Below are 24,642 nucleotides of genomic sequence, written 5' to 3' on the forward strand. Positions count from 1 at the left end.
AAAAGCAACTTTTTTTAGAAATTAGACATAGATCATATTTTTAAAAATTACTTTGACATTTCCTCTTAAAGCCCTTGAAAACCTGAATTAACAAAGCTATTTTGTAATTAAAGAAAACTGTAAATCACGCAACAAAGAGGTAAATACTATGACACTTAATATCACCAGCAAACAAATGGAAATCACCCCTGCAATTCGTGAACACGTGGAGGAAAGACTCGCGAAATTAGGTAAATGGCAAACACAGTTAATTAACCCGCATTTTGTTTTAAACAAAGTACCGAATGGATTTACTGTAGAAGCATCTATTGGCACGCCACTAGGCAATTTATTGGCAAGTGCAACCTCAGATGATATGTATAAAGCAATTAATGAAGTTGAAGAAAAATTGGAACGTCAGCTTAATAAACTTCAACATAAAAGTGAATCTCGACGAGCAGATGAACGCTTAAAAGATTCGTTTGAAAACTAGTATTGAAAATAAACTAAACAAAGAAAAGCAAAAGAGCGGTGAAATTTTATCCCTCCAAAAAAAGTTAAGTTATTAAATCAAGGACTAAGCTCTGTGATTCACAGGGCTTAGTTTTTTAGTTTACACCGAATACTCTCATGGTGGTAATAATGAATATCCACTTTTCATGACAAAAGAAAACATTGAGTGCTAACGCCGTTAAATCAAGCAATATCTGAATTAGAAAGCCCATCCTTAATGCTTTGACGATGGTGGCTTTTTCTGTTATTTGAGACTTATAACTTTTCTAGAATAGCATTCTCCGCATAAAGTTTGAGCTTCTCTAATTCCAACGTTTCTTCTCGTATTTTGGACTTAAGTAGCATTTTAGTGCGTTGGATGCCTTTTAGGCATTAAGCTGTTTATACCTTGTCTTTCAAAGACTTGTAACCATTGATTCTACCAAGATTAAATTGTTTACATTCAACGATGTAATGTTTGTTCGGGACGTTTAAGATGCCTTAGGGGAGAGAATGATTTTTACTGCATTGAAGATAAACATTGAGCATTTATTGTTTGAAGAGTTGCTTGTAGTTAGTCATAAAAAATCTACACTTTAATCAGTTAGTTGTCTAATATAAATTTGGGGGCAACAGATCAATATTCTCCTTTTTATTTGTAATATAGGATACGAGATGAATAATAAAACTAGCGTTTATGACCAAGAAAACTTCTTTGAGCTTTATCAGAAACTCCGCGCAAATCCAATTAGTCTCAATGAAATTGTTGAAAAGCCTACCATGCTCTCACTGTTGCCTGATTTAAAAGGGAAAAAATTACTCGATTTAGGCTGTGGCACGGGAGGGCATTTACAACTTTATCTAGAACGAGGTGCGGCTAAAGTGATAGGAACCGATCTTTCCGAAAAAATGCTCGAACAAGCTGAAAAAGATCTGCAAAAATGCGGCCAATTTTCTGGACGTTTTTCGTTATATCAGTTACCGATGGAAAAATTAGCAGAATTGCCAGAAAGTGATTTTGATATCATTACCAGCTCTTTTGCTTTTCATTATATTGAAGATTTTCTCGCTTTATTAGCTTCTATTGCCAACAAACTTAAACCTAACGGCACATTAGTTTTTTCCCAAGAGCATCCGATTACGACTTGCCATAAAGAAGGGGAACGCTGGGAAAAAAATGAGAAAAAACAGCAACTCGCTTATCGTTTAAATCATTACCGTGATGAAGGACTGAGAGAGAGAAATTGGTTTCAACAACCTTTCAAAACCTATCATCGCACTACCGCCACAATTATTAATAATTTGATAGAAAAAGATTTCCAAATAGAACAAATGGCAGAACCTATGCTGGCAGAAAAAACTGAATGGCAAGCAGAATTTAAAGATTTACAGCATCGCCCCGTGTTATTATTTATAAAAGCGACAAAAAAATAGAGAGAAAATATGAAAAATCCAATAACGAATCTTAATCTCCTCTTAGCCTCAATGGAACCCACTTTAAATGCGGGCATTTATTATTTCGCCACCTTAAAACCTGAGCAAGATTTACCGCTTTCTGCACTCATTGCTACTATTCGTGAAGAAGAAGGTTTATCCGTTGTTGTCACAGAAGAAACTGCCCAAAATTACAAACTAGCAGTGCAGTTTAAAGTAGCTTGGATTACCTTGACCGTTCATTCCGATCTCGCCGCTGTAGGCTTAACCGCCGCCTTTGCCAAAGTATTAGGCGAAGCGAATATAAGTTGTAATGTCGTGGCTGGAAATTGTCACGATCATATTTTTGTACCTTATGAAAAAGCCGATATTGCAATGATAACCTTGCATGCATTGCAACAAGCTTCAAGCGAAAATAGTCAAAAAATAAACTAGAATTTCACCGCACTTTATGATATAAATCGCACCGCTCTTTTTACCATTAGAAAAGAGTAAAATTTTTAACTTAAACAACACACACATATCATCAAGGCTTCATCGGGGTGCCAAACGGTCGATGAGCTGATATGTGGAGGCTCAACCCCAACAAAAGGAAAATATTATGGCACAAGTTTCAATGCGCGACATGATCAACGCGGGCGTACACTTCGGACACCAAACTCGTTACTGGAACCCACAAATGAAACCTTTCATTTTTGGTGCTCGTAACGGTGTTCATATCATCAACTTAGAAAAAACTTTACCTTTATTCAACGAAGCTTTAGCGGAATTAACTCGTATTGCTAGCAACAACGGTAAAGTATTATTCGTTGGTACAAAACGTGCAGCGTCTGAAGCGGTTCAAGCAGCAGCATTAGATTGTCAGCAATATTACGTAAACCACCGTTGGTTAGGTGGTATGTTGACTAACTGGAAAACCGTTCGTCAATCAATTAAACGTTTAAAAGATTTAGAAACCCAGTCTCAAGACGGTACTTTTGATAAATTAACCAAAAAAGAAGCGTTAATGCGTAGCCGTGAGATGGAAAAACTTGAATTAAGCCTTGGCGGTATCAAAGATATGGGCGGCTTACCAGATGCATTATTTGTTATCGGAGCAGACCATGAACATATCGCAGTTAAAGAAGCAAACAACTTAGGTATTCCTGTATTTGCTATCGTTGATACTAACTCAACTCCAGCTGGCGTAGATTTCGTTATCCCAGGTAACGATGATGCGACTCGTGCTATCCAACTTTACCTTTCTGCAGCTGCAGCAGCGGTTAAAGAAGGTCGTGGTAATGAAGCTCAAGTTGCTGAAGAATTAGCAGCTGACGCAGAATAATTTAAGCCTTGCAATAAGGCGAAGCCCTTAATAATCAAACGATTAATTGGCATAGGGGCTAAAATTTAGCCCCTATATTTTTATCTAAAAGTGCGGTCAAAATAAACCGCATTTTCGACAGAGGATTTTAAAAATGGCTGAAATCACAGCATCATTAGTAAAAGAACTTCGTGAACGTACCGGCGCAGGTATGATGGAATGTAAAAAAGCATTAGTTGAAGCAAACGGTGATATCGAGTTAGCGATCGACAACATGCGTAAATCTGGTCAAGCTAAAGCAGCTAAAAAAGCAGGCCGTGTTGCAGCTGAAGGTGTTATCCTTGCTCGTGTAGAAAATGGTTTCGGTGTATTAGTTGAAATGAACTGTGAAACTGACTTCGTAGCAAAAGATGCTGGTTTCTTAGGTTTAGCAAACGAAGTAGCTGATTTCGCAGCAGCAAACAAAGGTACAACTATCGAAGCATTACAAGCACAATTCGAAGAAAAACGTGCTGCATTAGTAGCTAAAATCGGTGAAAACATGAACATCCGTCGTGTTGCTTACTTAGATGGTCAAGTAATTGCTCAATACTTACACGGCGCGAAAATCGGTGTATTAGTTGCAGGTCAAGGTTCTGCAGATGAACTTAAAAAAGTAGCTATGCACGTAGCTGCATCTAAACCTGAATTCGTAAATCCAGAAGATGTATCAGCAGAAGTAGTTGAACACGAACGTCAAATCCAAATCGACATCGCAGTTAACTCTGGTAAACCAAAAGAAATCGCAGAGAAAATGGTTGAAGGTCGTATGAAGAAATTCACTGGTGAAGTTTCATTAACTGGCCAACCATTCGTAATGGATCCTTCTGTATCTGTAGGTGACTTCTTAAAATCAGTAAACACTTCAGTTTCTAATTTCATCCGTTTAGAAGTGGGTGAAGGTATCGAGAAAAAAGAAGAAGACTTCGCAGCTGAAGTTGCAAAAATCACTGGCGGTAACGCGTAATTCTTTAAAGATAACGATATGTTAATAAGCCCAACTTAAGTTGGGCTTATTTGTTTTATAGGATAAGCTACTTAATTAACGGGCTTAAACTTTTTTAGTTACGTTTAGTAAAATAAAAAATCCACACTTTAATAGTAAACTTTTAAAGTGTTTATTTTGTAATAAAACTTCAGAAGAAATTAAGAAATTTTCTTTTCTAACGCTTTTAAACGTTTATTTATTCCATCAATACCTAACGTCAGAGCTGCTGTTTTACGCCATTCTTTATTCGTTTGCAATGGAATACCAGAGGAATATACACCAGGCTCTGTAATTGGGCGCATAACCATTCCCATTCCAGTAATCGTGACTTTATCGCAAATTTCCATATGGCCATTAATCACACTTGCACCTCCAATTAAGCAATAACGCCCAACAGTCAAACTACCCGCCATAATAACGCCTCCCGCAACAGCTGTACCAGTACCGATATGAACATTATGCGCAATTTGACAAAGGTTATCGATAATCACGTTATCTTCAATAATCGTTGCGTCTAATGCGCCTCTATCGATACAGGTATTCGCACCAATCTCAACGTTATTACCAATTATTACTTGCCCTACTTGTGGAATTTTAACCCAACGACCACGATCATTTGCGTAACCAAAACCATCACTACCGATGACTGTTCCTGATTGAATTAAGCAATTAGTGCCAATCTCAACGTTATGATAAACAGTTACATTAGCCCAAAGTTGAGTGCCTGAACCGATCTTGGTATTTTTACCAACAAAGCAATTTGCACCAATGATCACGTTATCACCAAGTAAAACGCCTTCTTCAATAACAGCATTAGCGCCAATTGAAACATTCTCACCTAAAGAAGCACTATCAAAAATCACCGCACTTTTTGCAATGTCTTGCGCAGCCTTTGGTGTGCTATCCATATATTGAGCCAAAATTGCGTAAGCTACATAAGGATCTTTAACAATAAGTAAATTGCTTTCTGGAGAGCAGTGTTCGATATCCTCTTCAGAAACAACCAAAATTCCAGCTTTAGAATCTTTCAATAACGCACGAAATTTTGCGTTAGAAATAAAAGTAAGTTGATTTGATTGGGCTTTATCGAGTGGAGCTATATTCTCAACAACAACATCGGCGTTACCGCGAACGGTAGCGCCGATTTGAGTTGCCAATTCTTGTAAAGAATAGGATTTTTGCATTATGAGAACCTATTATTTTTTCTCTTCTGCTTTAGCAGGTACTGCTTTTTCACTAGTAGGAATAGATTTTAAGACCTCTTCTGTGATGTCTTTACCCTCTACCGCAAATACAACTGAATTTGCATCAAGCACATAAGTATAACCTTTCGCTTTTGCTAAATTATTTGTAGCAGTTTGAATACTATCTAATAATTTACCACGCTCTTCTGCTTGACGTTTTTCATTTTGCGCTTGGAACTCTTGAACTTTTTTATCTTGTTCCTGCATTAATTTTTGTAATTCAGTATCTTCAGCCGCGCCTAATTTATTAATTTCCTCTTGGCGTTTTTGAATATCTGTTTGACGTAAACGAGGCGCATCTTTTTCCAAAGCTGCAACTTTTGCTTCTACTTTTTTACGAGCAGCTGCAATTTTATCATCAACTGCTTTTTTACTTGCAGCTAATTTTTCAGCTACAGGCTTAAATTCAGCATCAAGTTTATCCGCTACCGCTTGGCGATCCGGGTGATTTTGGAAAATATAACCTGCATTAATGAAAGCAATTTTTTCTTCAGCTGCTGCATATCCTGAAGCAAGTGCGATACCTAAAGCAAGTGCGGTTACTTTTGCGATGTTTTTCATTTGATAAAGATCCTTAATTAAATTGTGGTTAGTTTAGTATTTTCTCTGCCTAACAAAATTAGGCAGAGAATGCTATCTTTGACATTCGAATGATGAAAAAAGTTCAATCTAATTAGAAAGAACCACCAATACTAAATTGGAATTGTTCTACATCATCATTTTCATATTTTTTAATCGGTTTGGCATAAGAGAATACCAATGGTCCAATAGGTGATTGCCATTGGAAACCTACCCCGGCAGAGGCTCGAACTCGACTAGATTTTCCATAATCAGGTAAATTTAACGCAGCAATACTTGCATTTAATGCTTTATCGGATTTCCATTTTGTATTCCACACACTTGCTGCATCCACAAATAATGAAGTTCTAACAGAGTTTTGGCCTTTATCACCGACAAATGGAGTTGGCACAATTAACTCTGCGCTAGCTGTAGCTATTGCATTACCACCAACAACATCTGTGCTTGGCACCCATTTATTTTGGGTTGGATTTAAATAAATAGCATTAGGTCCAATAGCACCATACGCAAATCCACGTAAAGAGCCAATGCCACCAGCAGTATAATATTGATAGAACGGTAAGCGTTTATTACCAAATCCATTTGCATAACCAGCCGATGCTTTTGCTGACATTACCCAGCGATGATCTCGATCTAATGGATAGAATCCTTGAACATCTGCACTTAATTTATAGTATTTATTATCAGAACCAGGAGTTGTAACTCGTCCACCAAGACTTGCTTTAACCCCTTTAGTTGGGAAATATCCTCTATTAAGACTGTTATAGTTCCAACCGAATGAGAAATCAAAGTCATTTGTTTTAATGGCATTTCCATTAAAGTTCATCGATTTCATATACAATTCACGGCTATATTCTTTCGCAAAATTACTAATTTTATTATAGGTGTAACCTAATCCTACATAGTAAGAGTTATTTTCATTGACAGGGAAACCTAAAGTAACGTTACCACCATAAGTCGTACGTTTATAATTAGAAGAGGTATCGTTTCTAGAGTTGTCATAGTTTTCAAAGAAAACATTGCCACCTAAACTGACTCCATCTTTCGTGAAATACGGCTCAACATAACCTAAATTTACGCTAGTACCGTAGTCATTACGTGTTCCACCAAGGCTAACTGAAGCACCAGTTCCCAAGAAATTATCTTGTTTAACACTAGCTTGATAACTAATACCACTCTCTGTACCGTAACCAATACCAAAGTTGATACTACCTGTATTACGCTCTTTAACTTTATACACGACATCGACTTCGTCATCCGTACCTTTTACAGGATCAATTCGGTTTTCTACAGTTTCGAAGAATCCTGTACGATCTAAACGGATTTTACCTAACTCAACTAATTGCGAGTTATACCACGCCCCTTCTTGTTGGCGCATTTCTTGACGTAAAGTACTATCTGCTGAAACAGTATTTCCTTCAAAGCGTAGTTGACGAACAGTTAAACGTCGACCAGCATCAACAACAAAAGTAATGGCTAAAGTTTTATTTGTATCATCAAAATCAGGTACAGAATTCACCGTTGCACTACCGTAACCACGTTCACCCAATTTTGCTTTAATCGCATTTTCAACATCGGCAATATCACTGCGACGGAAAGTGTCATTTAAATGTAATGAAGAAAGTAACGGTTCAAGTTCAGAAGCCATACCACCCACATTACCAACAATACGAGCACTTCGAAGGTCATACTGTAAACCTTCATTGACATCAATGGTTACATTTACTTTCGTTTTTTCATCATTTAACTGAACATCAGTTTTAGTTATTTGTGCTTTGGCATAACCATTGTTTAAATAATAATCACGAATTGACTGTAAATCTTTCTCGAACTGAGCGCCTTCAAATTTATTACCCCATAATTTCCACCAAGAATCAGGTTGTAATTCCATTTGCTCTTGCAACGTACTGCTACTAATAGATTCATTACCATTGAAAGTTAATGATGCTAATTTTGCTGTATCATCTTCATTGATCTGAATTAAAATTTCAGCACGATTATTTGGTAACGTATTGACAATAGGTTCAACTGTTGCGTTATAGCGACCTATACTTGCATAGTGTTCTTTTACACTTTTTGCAAATTCATTTAATTTTTCTCGAATTAAAACATCACCAACTTTAAAACCGTTAGCATCTAAGTTTTGTTTAAGTGCTTCAGTTGGAATAACAGAGTTACCTTTGATTTTAACATCTGAAATGATCGATTTAGCCACAACGCTAACAACAAGGACATCGCCTTCTTGATGTGCATTCACATCATCGAATCGACCACTTACGAATAAAGAGCGGACAATATTAGCCACATCATTGTCAGTCACACGCTGACCAGCACGAACAGGTAGACTTGCTCGGATTTGTTGTTCTAAGTCACCTTGAACACCATCCACACGAATATCTTTTGCCACAAAAGGTGCGGCAAACGCAGTCGTTGTCGTACCGAATAATAAACTTGCGATTAGAAGTTTTTTCATCGATTGTATCCTATATAAATTATAGACGTAAAAAATCATTAAATAATGCAAACACCGTTAAACTTAATAACAGCGCTGCGCCAATTCGATAACAGATGCTTTGCACCCGTTCAGAAACAGGTTTTCCTTTAACAGCTTCCATAGCTAAAAAAACTAAATGGCCGCCATCTAATACAGGCAATGGGAATAAATTCATAATGCCTAAATTCACACTAATCAATGCCATAAAACTTAAAAAATACACCAATCCAATATTAGCAGATGCACCAGCACCTTTAGCAATGGAAATCGGACCGCTTAAATTGTTTAATGACAAATCACCCGTGATTAATTTCCCTAACACTTTCAAGGTTAACACAGAAAGTCGGCCAATTTTTTCAATGCCTTTTTGCAAGGCGTCAAGAATATCATATTTTAATTCTGTACGATATTCATCAGATAATTTTACGAAAGTTGGGCTTAAACCCACAAACCATTTTCCACTCTGATTACGCACTGGAGTGATAATTTTGTCAAGCGTTTCCCCATTACGTTCAACTTTAATAGAAAAAGATTCGCCTTGTTCGACCTGTTTTATAAAATCTTGCCAAGGAAGTGCGGTTAAATTTTCTTTTAAAATTTTATCACCGATTTGTAAACCCGCTTTCTCAGCGGGAGAACCTTGAACAACTTTAGAAAGCACCATTTCAACTTTAGGACGCATAGGCATAATCCCTAATGCCTCAAACGCACTTTCTTTTTCAGGATCAAACGTCCAATTTGCAAGATTTAAAGTCCGTTGTTGTTCAATATTGGAACCAAAAGAAGAAAGGGTAATCTCAACATTAGGCTCCCCCATTTTTGTGGCAAGCAGCATATTGATAGTTTCCCAATCTTGAGTTTCTTCGCCATCAACCGCTAGAATTTGTGTATTGGGTTCAATATGCGATTGTGCCGCGATTGAACTTGGCGTTATCAATTCAATCACAGGTTTAACACTTGGTATTCCGTAAAGATAGATGACCCAATAGGCAAAAATCGCGAAAATAAAATTTGCCAAAGGACCGGCGATAATCACAAATGCGCGTTGTAATACGCTTTTACTGTCAAATGCTTGTGGCTTTTGTTCAACTGGAACCTCTTCATTGCGTCCATCAAGCATTTTTAGATAGCCGCCTAAAGGAATCATTGAAACCGCAAATTCTGTACCATGCTTATCGATACGTTTCCAAATTACCTTACCAAAGCCAATTGAAAAACGATGGACTTTTATACCGCACTTTCTAGCAGCCCAAAAGTGACCATATTCGTGAACGGATACTAATACCGCAATAGCAATGATAAAAGAACCTAGCGACCACAAAAATGACATTCAAAATCCTTATAACACAAAGAAATAGAAGTAGCTGAAAAAAGGTACCGCTGCAGTCAAGCTATCAATACGATCTAATACACCACCATGACCAGGAATTAATTGGCTGCTGTCTTTCACACCAGACTCACGTTTAAACATGCTTTCAGTTAAATCACCCAATACCGAAATTGCAACTGTTGCAACGGAAAGGATAACGAATCCAGTGATATTTCGCTCACCAACTAAAGCATCGCCAGAGAAATGAATAAACACAAAAGCAAGCACTAACGCAGTAATTAAACCACCAACAACGCCTTCCCAGCTTTTGCCTGGTGAAACTTTTGGCGCAAGTTTACGTTTACCAAATGCTCGTCCGCTAAAATAAGCACCAGAATCAGCCGCCCAAACAAGCACAAATACATAAAGTAATAAAAATAAGCCGTGATAAGGATCATGGGTATAGTGTTCTAAACGTAAACGTAATACACCCGCGATAAATGGAATCAAAGTAGAAAAGGCAAGTAAAAGCTGTAAAAGAGGATTTTTAGACCAAAATTTAGCTGATTTAGGATAACTCACCACAAGCAATAAAGCTAAACCCCACCAACCAACAGCATTCATCAATAAAAGCTGGAGATGCTGTTCAAACACACGACCGGCATCTAAATAGTTGCCCTCAGTATAGAGCCATAAAAAGATAAATGCGCCTAAAAAAGCCGCGACACAAAAACGCGCTAAAGGCTGTTTAAGGCGAGCAAACTGAGTCCATTCCCAAACGCCTAAAGTCGCCACAGCACCTAACGCAAGGGCAAAATAAAAAGGCGTGAATAAAAATAGTGCACATAACACCGCTGCGATTAACACAATGGCAGATAAAACTCGTTGTTTAAGCATAATTTTAATCCATTTATTGAATTATTCTGTCCCACCAAAACGGCGATGACGTTGTTGATAACATGCGATGGCGCGGTTAAATTCCGCCTCATCAAAATCTGGCCACAGCACATCGGAAAAATAAAGTTCCGCATATGCAATTTGCCATAATAAAAAATTACTAATTCGTTGTTCACCACTGGTACGAATCAACAGATCTACTGGTGGTTCATCTTGTGTAACCAAATGACACTGAAAAGTAATTTCATCAATCTCTTCAACGTTCATTTCATTATTTTTTACTTTTTCTGCGAGTTGTTTTGTCGCTTGTACAATATCCCAACAACCGCCGTAATTTGCAGCGATATTGAGCGTAAGTGCGGTATTTTTTTCTGTTAAATTTTCCGCTTTTGCAATTTTTTCTTGTAAAGATTCACTAAAACGAGATACATCGCCAATAATTTTCAAGCGAATATTATTTTTATGTAATTTTTTCACTTCGCGATCTAAAGCTTGCATAAAAAGCGTCATTAATGCGCTGACTTCTTGCTCTGGTCGATTCCAATTTTCGCTACTAAAGGCATAAAGTGTAAGAAAATTTACTCCAGTTTGGCGAGCATAACTTACCGCATGGCGAACTGCAGATACACCATTGGTATGGCCAAAAATTCGCATTTTATTTTTCTGTTTTGCCCACCGCCCATTACCATCCATAATAATGGCAACGTGTTTTGGAATATTGTTTTGATCGAGTTCTATCATTATTTTTATTATAAAAAGATCCCTATAAATTCGGCTGTGAACTATATCATAAGTTGTATTTGCTTGCTATGGATTAGCGAGCCTTAATCCATACTTTATTTTTTACTTAATTCATTTTTATAATAAAGAAAAATAAACAAAACAAAAAATTTATGTCTGCTATTGAACAAAATAAAGACGGTATTAGATTAAGAATATTCTTACAACCAAAAGCCAGTAAAGATCATATTGCTGGCATTCACGATGATGAACTAAAAATTACCATTACTGCGCCACCTGTTGATGGTCAAGCAAATGCGCATTTATTGAAATTTTTAAGTAAATCCTTCAAAGTGCCTAAAAGCAGTATTATTTTAGAAAAAGGGGAATTGAGCAGACACAAACAAGTTTGGATTCCTGAACCCAAATTAATTCCAAAAGAAATTCAAAATCTATTGTAAAAACAAAGAAAAAAATCACCGCACTTTGGTCTCCTGCCCTATCAATTTATGCCTTTTTACGGTATTCTATACCACATTTTCTATTATCAAAATGCTGCAAAAGTGCGGTTAAAATTTAAGGTGATTTTATGCAAGAACAATATCGCCCCGATATGATCGAACCAAAGGTTCAACAATACTGGGCAGAAAATAAAGTTTTCAAAGCAATCAAAGACGAATCTAAAGAAAAATATTACTGTCTTTCTATGTTCCCGTATCCTTCTGGCCGTCTGCATATGGGGCATGTGCGCAACTACACTATCGGAGATGTAATTTCTCGTTATCAACGCATGCTAGGCAAAAACGTATTACAACCATTTGGTTGGGATGCTTTCGGTTTACCAGCAGAAGGTGCCGCAATTAAAAACAAAACTGCGCCTGCTAAATGGACGTACGAAAACATCGCCTACATGAAAAAACAACTTCAGCTTTTAGGCTTTGGTTTCGACTGGGATCGTGAAATCGCAACCTGTAAACCAGAATACTACAAATGGGAACAATGGTTCTTCACTGAGCTTTACAAAAAAGGATTAGTGTACAAAAAAACCTCAACCGTAAACTGGTGTCCGAATGATGAAACCGTACTCGCAAACGAGCAAGTACACGAAGATTGTTGCTGGCGTTGTGATACACCGGTGGAACAAAAAGAAATCCCACAATGGTTTATCAAAATTACTGACTATGCCGAGCAATTATTAGGTGGTTTAGATACTCTTCCACAATGGCCTGACATGGTAAAAACCATGCAACGTAACTGGATCGGTCGTTCTGAAGGGGTAGAAATTACCTTTGATGTTGCAGATACCAATGAAAAAGTAGCAGTTTACACCACGCGTCCAGATACCTTTTATGGCGTGAGTTATTTAGGCATTGCGGCAGCACATCCATTAGCAAGTTTGGCAGTTCAAAACAATCCCGAGTTAGCCGCCTTTATCCAAGAAGCGAAAAACGCCAAAGTAGCAGAAGCTGATCTTGCGACAATGGAGAAAAAAGGAATGGCAACGAGCTTATTTGCTATTCATCCATTGACGGGTGAAAAATTACCGATTTGGGTCGCTAATTTCGTGTTAATGCACTATGGTACCGGCGCGGTAATGGCTGTTCCAGCTCACGACCAACGCGACTTTGAATTTGCTCAAAAATACAGTTTGCCAATTAAACAAGTGATCGCACCGCTTGCAGATGAAGAAATTGATTTAACCAAACAAGCTTTTGTTGAACACGGTAAATTAGTGAACTCAGCCGAGTTTGATGGTAAAGATTTTGATGGTGCATTCAACGGCATTGCAGATAAATTAGAAAAATTAGGTGTTGGAAAACGCCAAGTGAATTACCGTTTACGTGACTGGGGCGTTTCGCGCCAACGTTATTGGGGGGCACCAATTCCGATGCTAACCCTTGAAAATGGCGATGTAGTGCCTGCGCCAATGGAAGATTTACCTATTATTCTGCCTGAAGATGTGGTAATGGATGGCGTGAAAAGTCCAATTAAAGCTGATCCTAACTGGGCAAAAACAACCCTTAACGGCGCACCAGCATTAAAAGAAACTGATACCTTTGATACCTTTATGGAATCCTCTTGGTATTACGCTCGCTACACTTGTCCACAATATCAAAATGGCATGCTTGATGCGGAAGAAGCAAACTATTGGTTACCAGTGGATCAATATATCGGTGGTATTGAACACGCAACAATGCACTTACTCTACTTCCGTTTTTTCCACAAATTATTACGCGATGCGGGATTTGTAACCAGTGACGAACCAGCCGATAAATTATTATGTCAAGGTATGGTGCTTGCAGATGCCTTCTACTACACCAGTCCGACTAACGAGCGTATTTGGGTAAGTCCAACTCAAGTGACCCTTGAGCGTGATGAGAAAGGTCGCATCATTAAAGCCACCGATCCTGAAGGGCGTGAACTAGTCCATAGTGGCATGACCAAAATGTCGAAATCCAAAAATAATGGTATTGACCCACAAGAAATGGTAGAAAAATATGGTGCCGATACTGTTCGTCTGTTTATGATGTTTGCCTCTCCAGCTGAAATGACCTTGGAATGGCAAGAATCTGGCGTAGAAGGTGCGAAACGTTTCTTAGGACGTGTTTGGAATTTGGTATATCAATATCAACAAAATCCAGCAAAAACTAGCCTAGATATCATCGCACTTTCAGCAACACAAAAAGCGCTTCGTCGTGAAGTACATAAAACCATTGCAAAAGTGAGTGATGATATTGGTCGCCGTCAAACATTTAATACTGCAATTGCAGCAGTAATGGAGTTGATGAATAAACTGACTAAGGCTTCCTTAGAAAGCGATCAAGATCGTGCTGTCATGGCGGAAGCGTTAAGTGCAGTTGTTCGTATGCTTTATCCAATTACGCCACATATCTGCTTTGAATTATGGCAAGCGCTAGGAAATGAAAGCAACATCGATACCGCTGAATGGGTGAAAGCTGATGAAGCAGCAATGGTAGAAGATGAAAAACTCATTGTTGTGCAAGTAAATGGCAAAGTTCGTGGAAAAGTTACTGTCCCAGCAACCTCTTCAGAAGAAGAAATTAAAGCAGCAGCCAAAGCAGATCCTAATGTTGCAAAATTCCTTAATGGAAAAGAAATTCTTAAAGAAATCTATATTCCATTAAAAATGTTGAATTTTGTGGTTAAACCATAATCCGTAGAATCTGTGGAATATTGATATTTCACAGATTCTATCTTTATTAGTGTATGGATTTTAAATTCATACACTCCACAATAAAGGTAATTTTTATGATTAAATCAATCAAAGTATTGTTCATTGTGGCAAGCATTACCGCGCTTTCTGCTTGCGGCTGGCATTTTCAAAACGGTACATTAATTCCACAAGAATTACGTACTCTTACATTTGAGAGCCCCGATCCATACAGCGAAATATCAGTTGCGATGCGTAATCAACTACAAGCGAACAACATTCAGCTCGTCAATTTGACTCAAGGCATTCCTGTTTTGCGCATAAATAAATTCCGCACAAATGATGAAGTTGCCTCTGTCTTTAAACGCGGACGCGAAGCTGAAAAAGTATTGATGTTAGAAGTGGAAGCTAGCATTCGTTTAGCGAATGGTGAAAGCCATCCAATCACGGCAAAAGTCAACCGCACTTTCTTTGATAACTCTCGCGCAGCATTAGCTAAATCTAGCGAACGAGAAGTAATTTGGAATGATATGCGAGAACAAGCTGCACGTCAGCTCATTACTAAAATGGTCGCATTAGAAAAACAAGTGAAAAACAAATAATGAATCGCATCTTCCCTGAGCAACTTAATCAACATCTTTCCCAACGTTTAGCCAAAGTTTACTTTTTGGTAGGGCAAGATCCATTGTTACTGAGTGAAAGTGAAGATGCCATTTATAAAATAGCCAACCAACAAGGATTCGATGAGAAAAATAACATTCAGATTGATAGCCAAACTGACTGGGCACAACTCATAGAATCCTGTCAATCCATGGGATTGTTTTTTAATAAACAAGTCATGGTATTAAATTTACCTGAAAATTTCACCGCACTTTTACAGAAAAATCTGCAAGAATTTATTTCGGTTCTACATGACGATATCTTGCTGATTTTACAAATTGCAAAGCTAGCCAAAGCAAATGAAAACCAAGCATGGTTTGTTGAACTAAACCAATATGAAACCAGTGCGATTCTCGTAAATTGCCAAACACCTACGACTGAAAATCTCCCTCGTTGGGTAAAAAATCGTACCAAAGCGATGGGATTAGACGCTGATGATGAAGCAATCCAACAACTTTGTTACAGTTATGAGAATAACCTGCTCGCACTCAAACAAGCTCTGCAGCTTTTAGATTTGCTCTATCCTGACCATAAACTTAACTATAATCGTGTCATTAGCGTAGTCGAACAATCCTCAATTTTTACACCATTTCAATGGATTGATGCTTTGCTAATGGGAAAAGCAAATCGTGCTAAACGTATTTTAAAAGGGTTACAAGCTGAAGATGTGCAACCTGTTATTTTATTACGCACGCTACAGAGAGAATTATTTACGTTGCTTGAACTCACCAAACCACAGCAACGTATTATGACAACGGAAAAACTTCCAACTCAACAAATTAAGACTGAATTTGACCGTCTAAAAATCTGGCAAAATCGCCGACCGCTCTTTTTAAGTGCGATTCAACGTTTAACCTACCAAAAACTCTACGAAATTATCCAAGAGCTCGCCAATATTGAACGTCTTGCTAAGCAAGAGTTTAGCGATGAAGTGTGGATTAAACTCGCTGATTTATCTGTAAAAATTTGTTTATAATTGCTATTGTTTTTTTTTTGCACTAAAGCGGTATAATAAAACGCCATATCGGCAATAACTTATTAATTAATTTTCGTGAGGATATCATGATGAAAAAAACACTAGCTACACTTATTTTAATGGGATTTGGTTTTTCAGCTTCTGCAGCTGATTTGTCTGCAAGTTGTAAAACTTATTTCGCTGAAATTGATTCTTTCTTAGCATCAATGCCAGCTGCGCAAGCAAATGCAATGAAAGCACAATATGAATCAAGCAAACAACAATTTGCATCAATGCCCGCAGCGGCACAAGATCAGGCTTGTAATCAAGCGGCAGAGCAACTTAAACAAATGAAAGCAGCAATGCCGAAATAATTTGGAAAAGAATCAATAGATGTTATATAAACCCTAGTTTGACTAGGGTTTTAGTTTATAGGATGGAGAATTTCATTCAATAACCGATGAATTAATTTTGCATTAGCGGGAGGAAACTGTCCCGCATCTAATGCATGTTGATCAACCCAAAAACCTTCTTGCCCTTCTCGCCCAAAAGGCTCACCAATCCATTCATCTACGACATAAAAGAAAAAAGAAATAATCTTTGTTGGATATTCGAATTGGAAACGCTCATAAAGTTCTGCATTTAATACAACAATTCCAATTTCCTCTTCCAGCTCACGTTTTAAAGCCTGTTCAGGGGTTTCTCCCGCATCCACTTTTCCACCAGGAAATTCTAAAGATTGGGCAAAATCCTGTCCTTCTAAACGCTGCGTTAAATAGATCTGACCAAACTCATTACGAATAATCCCCGCAGCAACTGGTATAATTTTTTTATCCATTTCTTCTATCCAATAGCACCTATGAAAAAAGTGCGGTGAAAAATCACCGCACTTTGGCTAATCATTAATGGCGAGCAGCACGACTGCCATGACAATGCTTATATTTTTTACCCGAACCACAAGGACAAGGCTCATTGCGTCCAATACGACGATCTGAATAATCTTCAGAATCTGAATTCTGGATTGCCTGACCATTTTCATCCACTGGTAAATTATTTTGATTGATACGAGCAGCCATTTCTTGACGAGCACGTTCAGCTTCTTCCATTTCTTCTTGAGTGCGCACACGCACACGCGTTAAAGTCGTGATAACGTGGTGTTTTAAAGAATCCAACATTTCTGTAAACATACGGAAAGATTCTTTTTTATACTCTTGTTTTGGATCTTTTTGCGCATAACCGCGTAAATGAATACCTTGGCGTAAATAATCCATCGCCGCTAAGTGTTCTTTCCAAAGCTCATCTAAGGTTTGTAACATGACACCTTTTTCAAAGTTGCGCATGGTTTCTTCACCAGCTAGTGCTTCTTTTTCTTTATATTCTTTTTCGGCGACTTCGACTATGCGTTCACGCAAGTTTTCTTCGTGCAGATTATTATCTTCTTCCAGCCAATGAGAAATTGGTAATTCCATACCAAACTCTTGAGCTAAACGTTCTTCAAGCCCTTTAATATCCCATTGTTCTTCCAAAGATTGCGGTGGAATATATTGATCAATCACGCTATTAAATACATCGTGGCGAATGGCGTTAATAGTTTCAGAAATATCATCATTATCAAGCAAATAATTGCGTTGCTCATAAATGGCATGACGTTGGTCATTTGCTACATCATCATATTCAAGTAGGTTTTTACGACCATCGAAGTGGAAGGCCTCAACTTTTGCTTGAGCAGATGCAATCACTTTCGCCAACATTTTCGATTCCATAGCCTCACCAGGCACGGTGAACGCTTTACGCATTAAATTGAGTTTACCTTCATTTAAATAAATGCGCATTAAGCCATCTTCCAAAGAAAGGTAGAAACGAGAAGAACCTGGGTCACCTTGACGACCAGAACGACCACGCAACTGGTTATCAATACGGCGAGATTCATGACGCTCTGTACCGATAATATGCAAACCACCTGCTTTCATTACAATCTCATGATTCTTTTCCCACTCAGCTTTAAGCGCTTCAATTTGTTCTTGAGTTGGATTTTCTAATTTAGCAGCCTGTGCTTTCCAGTTACCACCAAGGATAATATCCGTACCGCGACCCGCCATATTCGTTGCGATAGTCACAGCACCGGGATAACCAGCTTCTGCCACGATTTCCGCTTCTTGTTGGTGGAATTTCGCATTCAACACATTGTGTTTGATACCCACTTTATCTAAGGCCTTAGATAATTCTTCTGATTTTTCTACTGAAATCGTCCCCACTAATACTGGTTGCTGGCGTTCAACACAATCTTTGATATCTTCAATAATCGCATTAAATTTATATTGTTCATTTTCAAACATCACATCTGTGCGATCATCACGAATCATTGGGCGGTTTGTTGGAATCACAACAGTTTCCAATCCGTAAATTTGTTGGAACTCAAACGCTTCGGTATCCGCCGTTCCCGTCATACCCGCAAGACGCTCATATAAACGGAAGTAGTTTTGGTAAGAAATTGACGCAACAGTTTGGTTTTCGCTCTTAATTTCCACCCCTTCTTTCGCCTCAATGGCTTGGTGTAAACCATCTGACCAGCGACGCCCTGCCATCGTACGACCAGTGTGTTCATCAACAATCACGATTTCACCATCTTTCACAATGTAATCGACATCTTTTTCAAACAATGTGTGCGCACGCAAGGCTGCCATAACATGATGAAGCAACACGATTCGACCAGGAGAATACAAAGAATCCCCTTCAGGCATTAAACCTTGGGCAATCAACCAATCTTCCACTTTTTCTTGGCCACGTTCAGTTAAGTGCGCCTGTTTAGATTTAAGATCTAAAGTAAAGTCCCCTTCGCCTTGATATTCTTCTGTATCTTCTTTTTCTTGCTTAATTAAGTTTGGAATCAGTTTATTGACTGCAATATAAAGCGCAGAACTGTCTTCGGCTTGACCAGAAATAATCAATGGTGTACGCGCTTCATCGATTAAGATGGAATCCACTTCATCCACCAGCGCATAGCCTAAAGTTCGTTGGAAACGCTCTTCTTTTGAGTGAGCCAAGTTATCACGTAAGTAATCAAAACCAAGTTCACTATTGGTTGCATAAGTAATATCTGCTGCATAAGCTGCACGTTTTTCTTCAGGCGGTAAACCAGGAATATTTACGCCTACACTCATGCCCAAAAATTCAAATAACGGACGGTTTGTTTCTGCATCTCGGCGAGCAAGATAATCATTCACCGTCACAACATGAACGCCTTTACCTTCAAGTGCGATTAAATAACAAGGCAAAGTCGCAGTTAATGTTTTACCTTCGCCAGTGCGCATTTCTGCGATACAGCGGTTAGTCAATACCATCCCACCAATAAGCTGAACATCAAAATGTCTCATACCAAGCACGCGCTTACTTGCTTCACGTACCGTTGCAAATGCTTCTGGTAAAATTTGTTGCAAAGTTTCGCCCGCACTTAAACGTTGACGGAATTCATCTGTTTTTGCACGAAGTTGTTCATCTGTGAGGGCTTCAAACTCAGGTTCTAATTTATTGATTTTTGCAACTTGTTTTCTTAATTTACGTAAAATACGGTCGTTACGGCTGCCAAAAATTTTCGTTAAAATGCTCATAATTTCTCTTTTTAAATATATAAGTTAAATAGTTAAATGCGTATGAAATACTTTTTTTCATGCACAATAATTTTTTAAAATATCGCTATTTCAATAGCAATATTCTTTACAGAAAACAGAAAATTAAATAAGCAAGGGGCCAGCTCGAATTGGCGCACTAAGATTCAACACATCTGCTAAAAAGTGCGGTTGAATTTTAAGTTGTTTTTCAGTTTGGTGGGAAATTGAAGGTTGAGGAATGGCTTGCCGTTGCACTTCACGTGAAACTTTTACCGTTTCCAACACTTGTTGAATCGAAACACTCGAGGAATAATTTTCCGCATTATTTTGATTTTCAAAACTTTGTGCGTTAGGCAAAGCAAAAATCGCGATAATACTTAAAAGTAATCGCGACCAAAAAGTCGGTTTGACAGTGCCTGAAATCATCGTCTCGTTGTTTATTATGAAAATTGCGTGTATTGTAGCGGAAATCTAAACTAATGTCATTTACTGAGGGCAGACTTTATGGAAAACAAGGCTGAGCGTTATCAAAAAGCAGTTAATATTATGGATGTGCTTGAGCAATCGCCCTTTGCCAAAATAATGAAAAAAGGTCTTGCCATCAATGAACTGAATCAAAAATTTAACCGCATTTTTCCACAAGAATTTCACGGCAAATTTCGTATTGGTAATATGACAGATAACTCAATTTTTATTGAGACTGCAAATGCCATTGTTCGCCAAGGAATTTTATTCAGACGGACTGAATTATTGAAACTTATTCAAGAAGAATTTCCGCATGTAAAACGACTTGAGATAACAATAAACCCTGGTTTTTAAAAGCTAAGAAGTGGGAGAAAATGGAGATTTAATATCAATCAGACTTTTTTAACAATGCTTTCTCTATTTTTTTCTCTTCGCGTCTCTTCTGAAAAAATGCGCTTAATTTCTGACTACACTCTTCTGCTAATACACCAGATGTAATCTCCAGAGTATGATTCATCTTATAATCATCAAAAAAATGGAAACGTGATCCAACCGCACCAGTTTTATAATCAGAAGCGCCGAACACAAGGCGTTTAATTCTGCTATGCAAAATTGCCCCAGCACACATTGTGCAAGGCTCTAATGTCACATAAAGCGTAGTATTCAGTAAACGATAATTTTGGAGATGTTTTGCTCCGTCACGCAAAGCGATAATTTCAGCATGTGCGGTAGGATCACTTTGAACAATGGAGAGATTCCAACCTTCTCCAATAATATTTCCAGCGTCATCAACCAAAACCGCCCCCACAGGAATCTCACCTAACGCTTCTGCTTTATCGGCAAGATCAAGGGCATAGCGCATCATTTTCTCGTCAAATTCTGACCGCACTTTTGCTGCATCCATTATACAGAAAACGGATATTTAATCGGATCATGAGATTGATAGCCAATGACTTTGAAATCATCCATCGTGACCCAAGTTTCTAAATCTTCAAGGCTTTTTATATCTGGATTGATTTCTAATTTTGGCAATTGGAAAGGCTCGCGTTTAAGTTGCACATCACGCATTAACTCAAGCTGATCTTCATAAATATGCGCATTCACAATTTTATGATATGCCTTGCCGGCTTTTTTACCCGTAATCTGTGCCATAAGCGCCAAAAAAGTAAACACTTGGATTTGATTGAAATTCAATCCAAGTGGAACATCACAAGAACGTTGATAACTAGTAAGATGTAAAGTATCGCCCACAAGGGAAAAAGTATGAGTGTGCATACAAGGACGAAGACAACCAAGATCAAATTCCCCTGGGTTAAAGAAGGTTAAAATTTCTCCTCTATCATCAATGCCCTTGGTCAAATTATTAACAATTTTGCGTAACTGATCGATGGTTTCTCCATTAGGCTTACGCCATGCTCTGCCTTGCACACCATATACACGCCCCATATCATCAACGCCTCTACGGTGCGGATTCGCAAGCCATGCGGCATTTTCATTCGCATTAGCATCCCAAGTTTTAGTACCAAGTGCGCGGAAATCAGCGGCATTGTCATATCCACGAATGTAACCTAAAAATTCGGCAATTGCAGCTTTCCAATAACTTTTACGCGTGGTTATCAACGGAAATTGATTATTCGCCACATCATATTCTAAATCTGCATTAATAACCGTTAGACAACGCTTACCTGTACGCTCATTGGCAACCCATTCACCTTCATTAATAATGCGACGACAAAGATCAAGATATTGCTTCATAAAAATCTCCTATTTTATTACCGCACTTTTGTGTGAATAAGCCCAAGCCATAATTAAAGCACCACCAATAATCATTGGTAAACAAAGCGCTTGTCCTCGCGTAATAACCCCAAAGAAATTTTCAACTTCAGGTTCACGCACATATTCCACAATAAAACGGAAGACGCCATAACCAATTAAGAATAAGCCTGCAACAGAGCCCATTGGACGTGGCTTTTTAATAAAAATATTCAGAATTGCAAACAACACTATGCCTTCTAGAAAAGCTTCATAAAGTTGTGATGGATGACGAGGAAGTAATAGCGGATCATTCGGGAAAATCATTGCCCAAGGCACATCCGTTTCGCGTCCCCATAGTTCAAGATTAATGAAATTACCAATTCGACCTAAACCTAAACCAAACGGAATCAAAGGCGCAACAAAATCAGCCGTTTGCCAAAAATTACGTTTTTGTGAATAAGACGTCCAAATCATGGCAACAATGACGCCTATTAAGCCGCCATGGAAAGACATTCCACCTTCCCAAACACGGAACAAATAAAGCGGCTCTTGTAAGAAACGCTCCAAATTATAAAAAAATACATCGCCAACACGTCCTCCAATAAATACGCCCATAAAACCATTGAACAGTAAGGTATCAACTTGATCTACTGTCCAACCGCTATTTGGGCGATTAGCACGACGAACCGCAAGCCAGCGTGCAAAAATAAAACCTAAAAGGTACATCAAACCATACCAACGTAAGCCGATATTGCTATCGCCAAGAGTAAAAATGGTTGGATCAAAATGAGGCAGAAGCAAGTAATTTGAATTCATAATTTTCTCTATCTAATAAACATATCAACAGCAATGGTAATTAATAAAAGTGCAAACCCTTTCTTTAAAGTTGGCACTGGTAGTTTTGAGGTGGCTGTCGCACCAAGTTTTGACGTGAAAAACGATGAGGCAGTAATACATAACACTGCAGGGAAATAAATGTAACCTAAAGAATATTCTGGCATTGCAGCATTCCCCCAGCCACTTAACATAAAACTGAACATTCCAGAAGTTCCGAGTAACATGCCACAGAAAGCCGAGGAACCAATAGCCTTTTTCATATCGATACCGCGAGAATTTAAAAACGGCACAATAAATCCGCCTCCACCGATACCTGCAGCACTAGATGCCATGCCAATTAGAATTCCACCGATAATAGATGATTGAGTCGTTAAAGGTTTAACTGTTTTATTTGTCTTAGGTCTAATAGATAGGACCATTTTAACTGCGAGATAAACCACTAAACAGGCAAATAATTTACTAGAAATATCGCGATCAAGTTTTCCGATAAAAAAACCACAAATAAATACGCTAACCATAATGCTCGGAGCAAGGATCTTCACCGCGCTCCACACAACATTACCTAACTTATGATGTCGTTGAGCCGAAGAAAAACCAGTAATAACAATCGTTGCGAAAGAAGTTCCAAGTGCGGTAGACATTAATAAAGATTCAGGCACACCCACCATTGGTAATAAATACACCAACACAGGAACAATCAGCAATCCACCACCAATACCAAAAAGCCCCGCAAAAAAGCCAGCAACCGCCCCCACAAGCAAACAAAGTAAAATAAAGCTAAGCATTATGAATTCCTTGTTTTATTAAAAGAACGTTTTGGAAATTTTGAACCATTATATTTTTTAGGATGAGTATAAGATTTTTGCTCCAATTCTCGTGTAGGTTGATATACAGGAGGATTTTCTGAGAACAATATGCCCGAAAACTGTTTCATTGCTTTGCGATACACTTCTTTTTTGAAAGATACGACCTGACGAACAGGATACCAAAAACTCACCCAACGCCACCCATCAAATTCTGGTGATTTGGTTGTTTGCATATTGATATTTTTTTCATCGCCAACAAGCTGCAACAAAAACCAGCGTTGCTTTTGTCCTATACACATCGGTTTGCTGTCATAACGCAACAAACGTTTTGGTAATTTATAACGCAACCAATGCTTAGATACATATAAAATGCGCACATCTTTAGGCTGTAGACCAACTTCTTCGTACAGCTCACGATACATCGCTTGCTCGGCACTTTCATTATCATTAATGCCACCTTGCGGAAACTGCCACGAATTTTGCCCACAACGCTTCGCCCAAAGTACTTGCCATTTGCGATTACAAATCACAATACCCACATTTGGACGGTAGCCATCAAAATCGATCACTATCGTTTTACCTTAAATTTTTCATATAAAAATAATCTGCAGATTGTTTCATAAATCAGTGTTTTTATCAACCAAAGGGCTGGTTACACAAGAAAATACACAGATTGTGGATAACATTGTGAATAATGGATTTCTGATTGTGAATTGATCACGTAAAAACAAAGAAGGAGCCTTATCTCATCAAACTTGAAAATAAATTGAGTTATTTCCAATCAAAAGATCTAAAACAAAAATAAACCGCACTTTTTACACACAAAAATGCAAGAAAGTGCGGTAAAAAAATACAATTTTTAAAGCGATTCCATTCATCAAAGATCTTTTGGTCATCTCTTTGAGT

General features: G+C 38.1%; 25 protein-coding genes and 1 pseudogene. 11 read left to right on the forward strand and 15 right to left on the reverse strand.

All coding sequences use genetic code 11. The features are described from left to right. The first annotated feature begins 148 nt into the window (after positions 1 to 148). Entirely contained in the window at positions 149 to 472 is a 324-nt protein-coding gene (gene raiA, locus AC6H0A_RS10690) for a ribosome-associated translation inhibitor RaiA (protein ID WP_005640177.1), read from the forward strand. Positions 473 to 632: 160 nt separating this feature from the next. Here raiA and AC6H0A_RS10695 read toward each other — a convergent pair. After that, positions 633 to 910 (reverse strand): annotated as a pseudogene (locus AC6H0A_RS10695) (IS3 family transposase); the annotation flags it as partial. A 236-nt stretch (positions 911 to 1,146) separates the two neighbouring features. Between AC6H0A_RS10695 and AC6H0A_RS10700 the strand changes: the two are divergent. From AC6H0A_RS10700 to tsf, 4 genes are all read left to right on the forward strand, one after another. Continuing rightward, positions 1,147 to 1,905 carry a class I SAM-dependent methyltransferase gene (locus AC6H0A_RS10700; RefSeq protein ID WP_005640175.1) on the forward strand — a complete coding sequence of 253 codons (759 nt, stop codon included), beginning with the start codon at positions 1,147 to 1,149 and terminating at the stop codon, positions 1,903 to 1,905. Positions 1,906 to 1,914: 9 nt separating this feature from the next. Next, positions 1,915 to 2,340: an ACT domain-containing protein gene (locus AC6H0A_RS10705; RefSeq protein ID WP_005640172.1), complete on the forward strand. Its 426-nt coding sequence runs from the start codon at positions 1,915 to 1,917 to the stop codon at positions 2,338 to 2,340. 166 nt (positions 2,341 to 2,506) lie between these two features. Next, complete coding sequence (gene rpsB / locus AC6H0A_RS10710) at positions 2,507 to 3,229, forward strand: 30S ribosomal protein S2 (RefSeq protein ID WP_005640170.1); 723 nt, start codon at positions 2,507 to 2,509, stop codon at positions 3,227 to 3,229. A gap of 133 nt (positions 3,230 to 3,362) precedes the next feature. Next, positions 3,363 to 4,214: a translation elongation factor Ts gene (gene tsf / locus AC6H0A_RS10715; RefSeq protein ID WP_005627519.1), complete on the forward strand. Its 852-nt coding sequence runs from the start codon at positions 3,363 to 3,365 to the stop codon at positions 4,212 to 4,214. 179 nt (positions 4,215 to 4,393) lie between these two features. On the opposite strand, the gene lpxD is transcribed toward tsf, so the two are convergent. The 6 genes from lpxD to uppS all read right to left on the reverse strand — a co-directional run bounded on the left by lpxD (position 4,394) and on the right by uppS (position 11,499). Beyond that, positions 4,394 to 5,419 carry a UDP-3-O-(3-hydroxymyristoyl)glucosamine N-acyltransferase gene (gene lpxD / locus AC6H0A_RS10720; protein ID WP_005640168.1) on the reverse strand — a complete coding sequence of 342 codons (1,026 nt, stop codon included), beginning with the start codon at positions 5,417 to 5,419 and terminating at the stop codon, positions 4,394 to 4,396. Between the two features lie 12 nt (positions 5,420 to 5,431). After that, positions 5,432 to 6,040: an OmpH/Skp family outer membrane protein gene (locus AC6H0A_RS10725; protein WP_005640166.1), complete on the reverse strand. Its 609-nt coding sequence runs from the start codon at positions 6,038 to 6,040 to the stop codon at positions 5,432 to 5,434. Between the two features lie 112 nt (positions 6,041 to 6,152). Further along, positions 6,153 to 8,531, reverse strand: coding sequence for an outer membrane protein assembly factor BamA (gene bamA, locus AC6H0A_RS10730; RefSeq protein ID WP_005640164.1), 2,379 nt, complete (start codon positions 8,529 to 8,531; stop codon positions 6,153 to 6,155). 19 nt (positions 8,532 to 8,550) lie between these two features. Further along, a complete protein-coding gene (rseP, locus tag AC6H0A_RS10735; protein WP_005640162.1) occupies positions 8,551 to 9,882 on the reverse strand; it encodes a sigma E protease regulator RseP in 1,332 nt (443 codons plus the stop codon). A gap of 9 nt (positions 9,883 to 9,891) precedes the next feature. Beyond that, positions 9,892 to 10,758, reverse strand: coding sequence for a phosphatidate cytidylyltransferase (locus tag AC6H0A_RS10740; protein WP_005640160.1), 867 nt, complete (start codon positions 10,756 to 10,758; stop codon positions 9,892 to 9,894). 21 nt (positions 10,759 to 10,779) lie between these two features. Beyond that, positions 10,780 to 11,499, reverse strand: coding sequence for a polyprenyl diphosphate synthase (gene uppS, locus AC6H0A_RS10745; RefSeq protein ID WP_005640159.1), 720 nt, complete (start codon positions 11,497 to 11,499; stop codon positions 10,780 to 10,782). A 152-nt stretch (positions 11,500 to 11,651) separates the two neighbouring features. Here uppS and yggU point away from each other — a divergent pair, with 152 nt between their 5' ends. From yggU to AC6H0A_RS10770, 5 genes are all read left to right on the forward strand, one after another. Next, on the forward strand, positions 11,652 to 11,939 hold the full coding sequence (gene yggU, locus AC6H0A_RS10750; protein WP_005631228.1) for a DUF167 family protein YggU: 288 nt from the start codon (positions 11,652 to 11,654) through the stop codon (positions 11,937 to 11,939). Positions 11,940 to 12,067: 128 nt separating this feature from the next. Then, positions 12,068 to 14,653, forward strand: coding sequence for a leucine--tRNA ligase (leuS, locus tag AC6H0A_RS10755; RefSeq protein WP_005640157.1), 2,586 nt, complete (start codon positions 12,068 to 12,070; stop codon positions 14,651 to 14,653). Positions 14,654 to 14,748: 95 nt separating this feature from the next. Continuing rightward, a complete protein-coding gene (locus AC6H0A_RS10760; RefSeq protein ID WP_044232191.1) occupies positions 14,749 to 15,252 on the forward strand; it encodes an LPS-assembly lipoprotein LptE in 504 nt (167 codons plus the stop codon). Beyond that, a complete protein-coding gene (gene holA, locus AC6H0A_RS10765; RefSeq protein ID WP_005640153.1) occupies positions 15,252 to 16,286 on the forward strand; it encodes a DNA polymerase III subunit delta in 1,035 nt (344 codons plus the stop codon). Before AC6H0A_RS10760 ends, holA begins: the two co-directional genes overlap by 1 nt. Positions 16,287 to 16,375: 89 nt before the next feature. Then, a complete protein-coding gene (locus AC6H0A_RS10770) occupies positions 16,376 to 16,639 on the forward strand; it encodes a DUF5339 domain-containing protein (RefSeq protein ID WP_044232187.1) in 264 nt (87 codons plus the stop codon). Positions 16,640 to 16,689: 50 nt separating this feature from the next. Here AC6H0A_RS10770 and mutT read toward each other — a convergent pair whose 3' ends face one another. The 3 genes from mutT to secM all read right to left on the reverse strand — a co-directional run bounded on the left by mutT (position 16,690) and on the right by secM (position 20,299). Next, the gene (mutT, locus tag AC6H0A_RS10775) at positions 16,690 to 17,103 is read right to left on the reverse strand and encodes an 8-oxo-dGTP diphosphatase MutT (RefSeq protein WP_005640149.1); all 414 of its coding nucleotides are present in this window, start codon (positions 17,101 to 17,103) and stop codon (positions 16,690 to 16,692) included. A gap of 64 nt (positions 17,104 to 17,167) precedes the next feature. Further along, positions 17,168 to 19,873 carry a preprotein translocase subunit SecA gene (secA, locus tag AC6H0A_RS10780; protein WP_005640148.1) on the reverse strand — a complete coding sequence of 902 codons (2,706 nt, stop codon included), beginning with the start codon at positions 19,871 to 19,873 and terminating at the stop codon, positions 17,168 to 17,170. A gap of 123 nt (positions 19,874 to 19,996) precedes the next feature. Continuing rightward, complete coding sequence (secM, locus tag AC6H0A_RS10785) at positions 19,997 to 20,299, reverse strand: secA translation cis-regulator SecM (RefSeq protein ID WP_005640146.1); 303 nt, start codon at positions 20,297 to 20,299, stop codon at positions 19,997 to 19,999. A 78-nt stretch (positions 20,300 to 20,377) separates the two neighbouring features. Here secM and AC6H0A_RS10790 point away from each other — a divergent pair, with 78 nt between their 5' ends. Beyond that, positions 20,378 to 20,692, forward strand: a complete 315-nt coding sequence (locus AC6H0A_RS10790; RefSeq protein ID WP_005640144.1) for a DUF721 domain-containing protein — start codon at positions 20,378 to 20,380, stop codon at positions 20,690 to 20,692. A 34-nt stretch (positions 20,693 to 20,726) separates the two neighbouring features. On the opposite strand, the gene tadA is transcribed toward AC6H0A_RS10790, so the two are convergent. Genes tadA through rppH form a run of 5 tightly spaced genes read right to left on the reverse strand, consistent with a single transcriptional unit; the run spans position 20,727 to position 24,305 of the window. Then, entirely contained in the window at positions 20,727 to 21,242 is a 516-nt protein-coding gene (gene tadA / locus AC6H0A_RS10795; protein WP_005640142.1) for a tRNA adenosine(34) deaminase TadA, read from the reverse strand. After that, entirely contained in the window at positions 21,242 to 22,093 is an 852-nt protein-coding gene (locus AC6H0A_RS10800; RefSeq protein WP_005640139.1) for a thymidylate synthase, read from the reverse strand. The genes tadA and AC6H0A_RS10800 overlap by 1 nt, the downstream gene beginning before the upstream one ends. Positions 22,094 to 22,102: 9 nt before the next feature. Beyond that, positions 22,103 to 22,909 carry a prolipoprotein diacylglyceryl transferase gene (gene lgt / locus AC6H0A_RS10805; protein WP_005640137.1) on the reverse strand — a complete coding sequence of 269 codons (807 nt, stop codon included), beginning with the start codon at positions 22,907 to 22,909 and terminating at the stop codon, positions 22,103 to 22,105. Between the two features lie 8 nt (positions 22,910 to 22,917). After that, a complete protein-coding gene (locus AC6H0A_RS10810) occupies positions 22,918 to 23,715 on the reverse strand; it encodes a sulfite exporter TauE/SafE family protein (protein WP_005640135.1) in 798 nt (265 codons plus the stop codon). Then, positions 23,715 to 24,305: an RNA pyrophosphohydrolase gene (rppH, locus tag AC6H0A_RS10815; RefSeq protein WP_005640133.1), complete on the reverse strand. Its 591-nt coding sequence runs from the start codon at positions 24,303 to 24,305 to the stop codon at positions 23,715 to 23,717. Before rppH ends, AC6H0A_RS10810 begins: the two co-directional genes overlap by 1 nt. Between the last annotated feature and the right edge of the window lie 337 nt (positions 24,306 to 24,642).

Source organism: Haemophilus sp. THUN1692, from assembly GCF_059704395.1.

Bases quoted from the DNA above. Each gene is read 5' to 3' on its own strand.
- raiA (WP_005640177.1), top strand. From the start codon at position 149: ATGACACTTAATATCACCAGCAAACAAATGGAAATCACCCCTGCAATT.
- AC6H0A_RS10700 (WP_005640175.1), top strand. From the start codon at position 1,147: ATGAATAATAAAACTAGCGTTTATGACCAAGAAAACTTCTTTGAGCTT.
- AC6H0A_RS10705 (WP_005640172.1), top strand. From the start codon at position 1,915: ATGAAAAATCCAATAACGAATCTTAATCTCCTCTTAGCCTCAATGGAA.
- rpsB (WP_005640170.1), top strand. From the start codon at position 2,507: ATGGCACAAGTTTCAATGCGCGACATGATCAACGCGGGCGTACACTTC.
- tsf (WP_005627519.1), top strand. From the start codon at position 3,363: ATGGCTGAAATCACAGCATCATTAGTAAAAGAACTTCGTGAACGTACC.
- lpxD (WP_005640168.1), bottom strand. From the start codon at position 5,419: ATGCAAAAATCCTATTCTTTACAAGAATTGGCAACTCAAATCGGCGCT.
- AC6H0A_RS10725 (WP_005640166.1), bottom strand. From the start codon at position 6,040: ATGAAAAACATCGCAAAAGTAACCGCACTTGCTTTAGGTATCGCACTT.
- bamA (WP_005640164.1), bottom strand. From the start codon at position 8,531: ATGAAAAAACTTCTAATCGCAAGTTTATTATTCGGTACGACAACGACT.
- rseP (WP_005640162.1), bottom strand. From the start codon at position 9,882: ATGTCATTTTTGTGGTCGCTAGGTTCTTTTATCATTGCTATTGCGGTA.
- AC6H0A_RS10740 (WP_005640160.1), bottom strand. From the start codon at position 10,758: ATGCTTAAACAACGAGTTTTATCTGCCATTGTGTTAATCGCAGCGGTG.
- uppS (WP_005640159.1), bottom strand. From the start codon at position 11,499: ATGATAGAACTCGATCAAAACAATATTCCAAAACACGTTGCCATTATT.
- yggU (WP_005631228.1), top strand. From the start codon at position 11,652: ATGTCTGCTATTGAACAAAATAAAGACGGTATTAGATTAAGAATATTC.
- leuS (WP_005640157.1), top strand. From the start codon at position 12,068: ATGCAAGAACAATATCGCCCCGATATGATCGAACCAAAGGTTCAACAA.
- AC6H0A_RS10760 (WP_044232191.1), top strand. From the start codon at position 14,749: ATGATTAAATCAATCAAAGTATTGTTCATTGTGGCAAGCATTACCGCG.
- holA (WP_005640153.1), top strand. From the start codon at position 15,252: ATGAATCGCATCTTCCCTGAGCAACTTAATCAACATCTTTCCCAACGT.
- AC6H0A_RS10770 (WP_044232187.1), top strand. From the start codon at position 16,376: ATGAAAAAAACACTAGCTACACTTATTTTAATGGGATTTGGTTTTTCA.
- mutT (WP_005640149.1), bottom strand. From the start codon at position 17,103: ATGGATAAAAAAATTATACCAGTTGCTGCGGGGATTATTCGTAATGAG.
- secA (WP_005640148.1), bottom strand. From the start codon at position 19,873: ATGAGCATTTTAACGAAAATTTTTGGCAGCCGTAACGACCGTATTTTA.
- secM (WP_005640146.1), bottom strand. From the start codon at position 20,299: ATGATTTCAGGCACTGTCAAACCGACTTTTTGGTCGCGATTACTTTTA.
- AC6H0A_RS10790 (WP_005640144.1), top strand. From the start codon at position 20,378: ATGGAAAACAAGGCTGAGCGTTATCAAAAAGCAGTTAATATTATGGAT.
- tadA (WP_005640142.1), bottom strand. From the start codon at position 21,242: ATGGATGCAGCAAAAGTGCGGTCAGAATTTGACGAGAAAATGATGCGC.
- AC6H0A_RS10800 (WP_005640139.1), bottom strand. From the start codon at position 22,093: ATGAAGCAATATCTTGATCTTTGTCGTCGCATTATTAATGAAGGTGAA.
- lgt (WP_005640137.1), bottom strand. From the start codon at position 22,909: ATGAATTCAAATTACTTGCTTCTGCCTCATTTTGATCCAACCATTTTT.
- AC6H0A_RS10810 (WP_005640135.1), bottom strand. From the start codon at position 23,715: ATGCTTAGCTTTATTTTACTTTGTTTGCTTGTGGGGGCGGTTGCTGGC.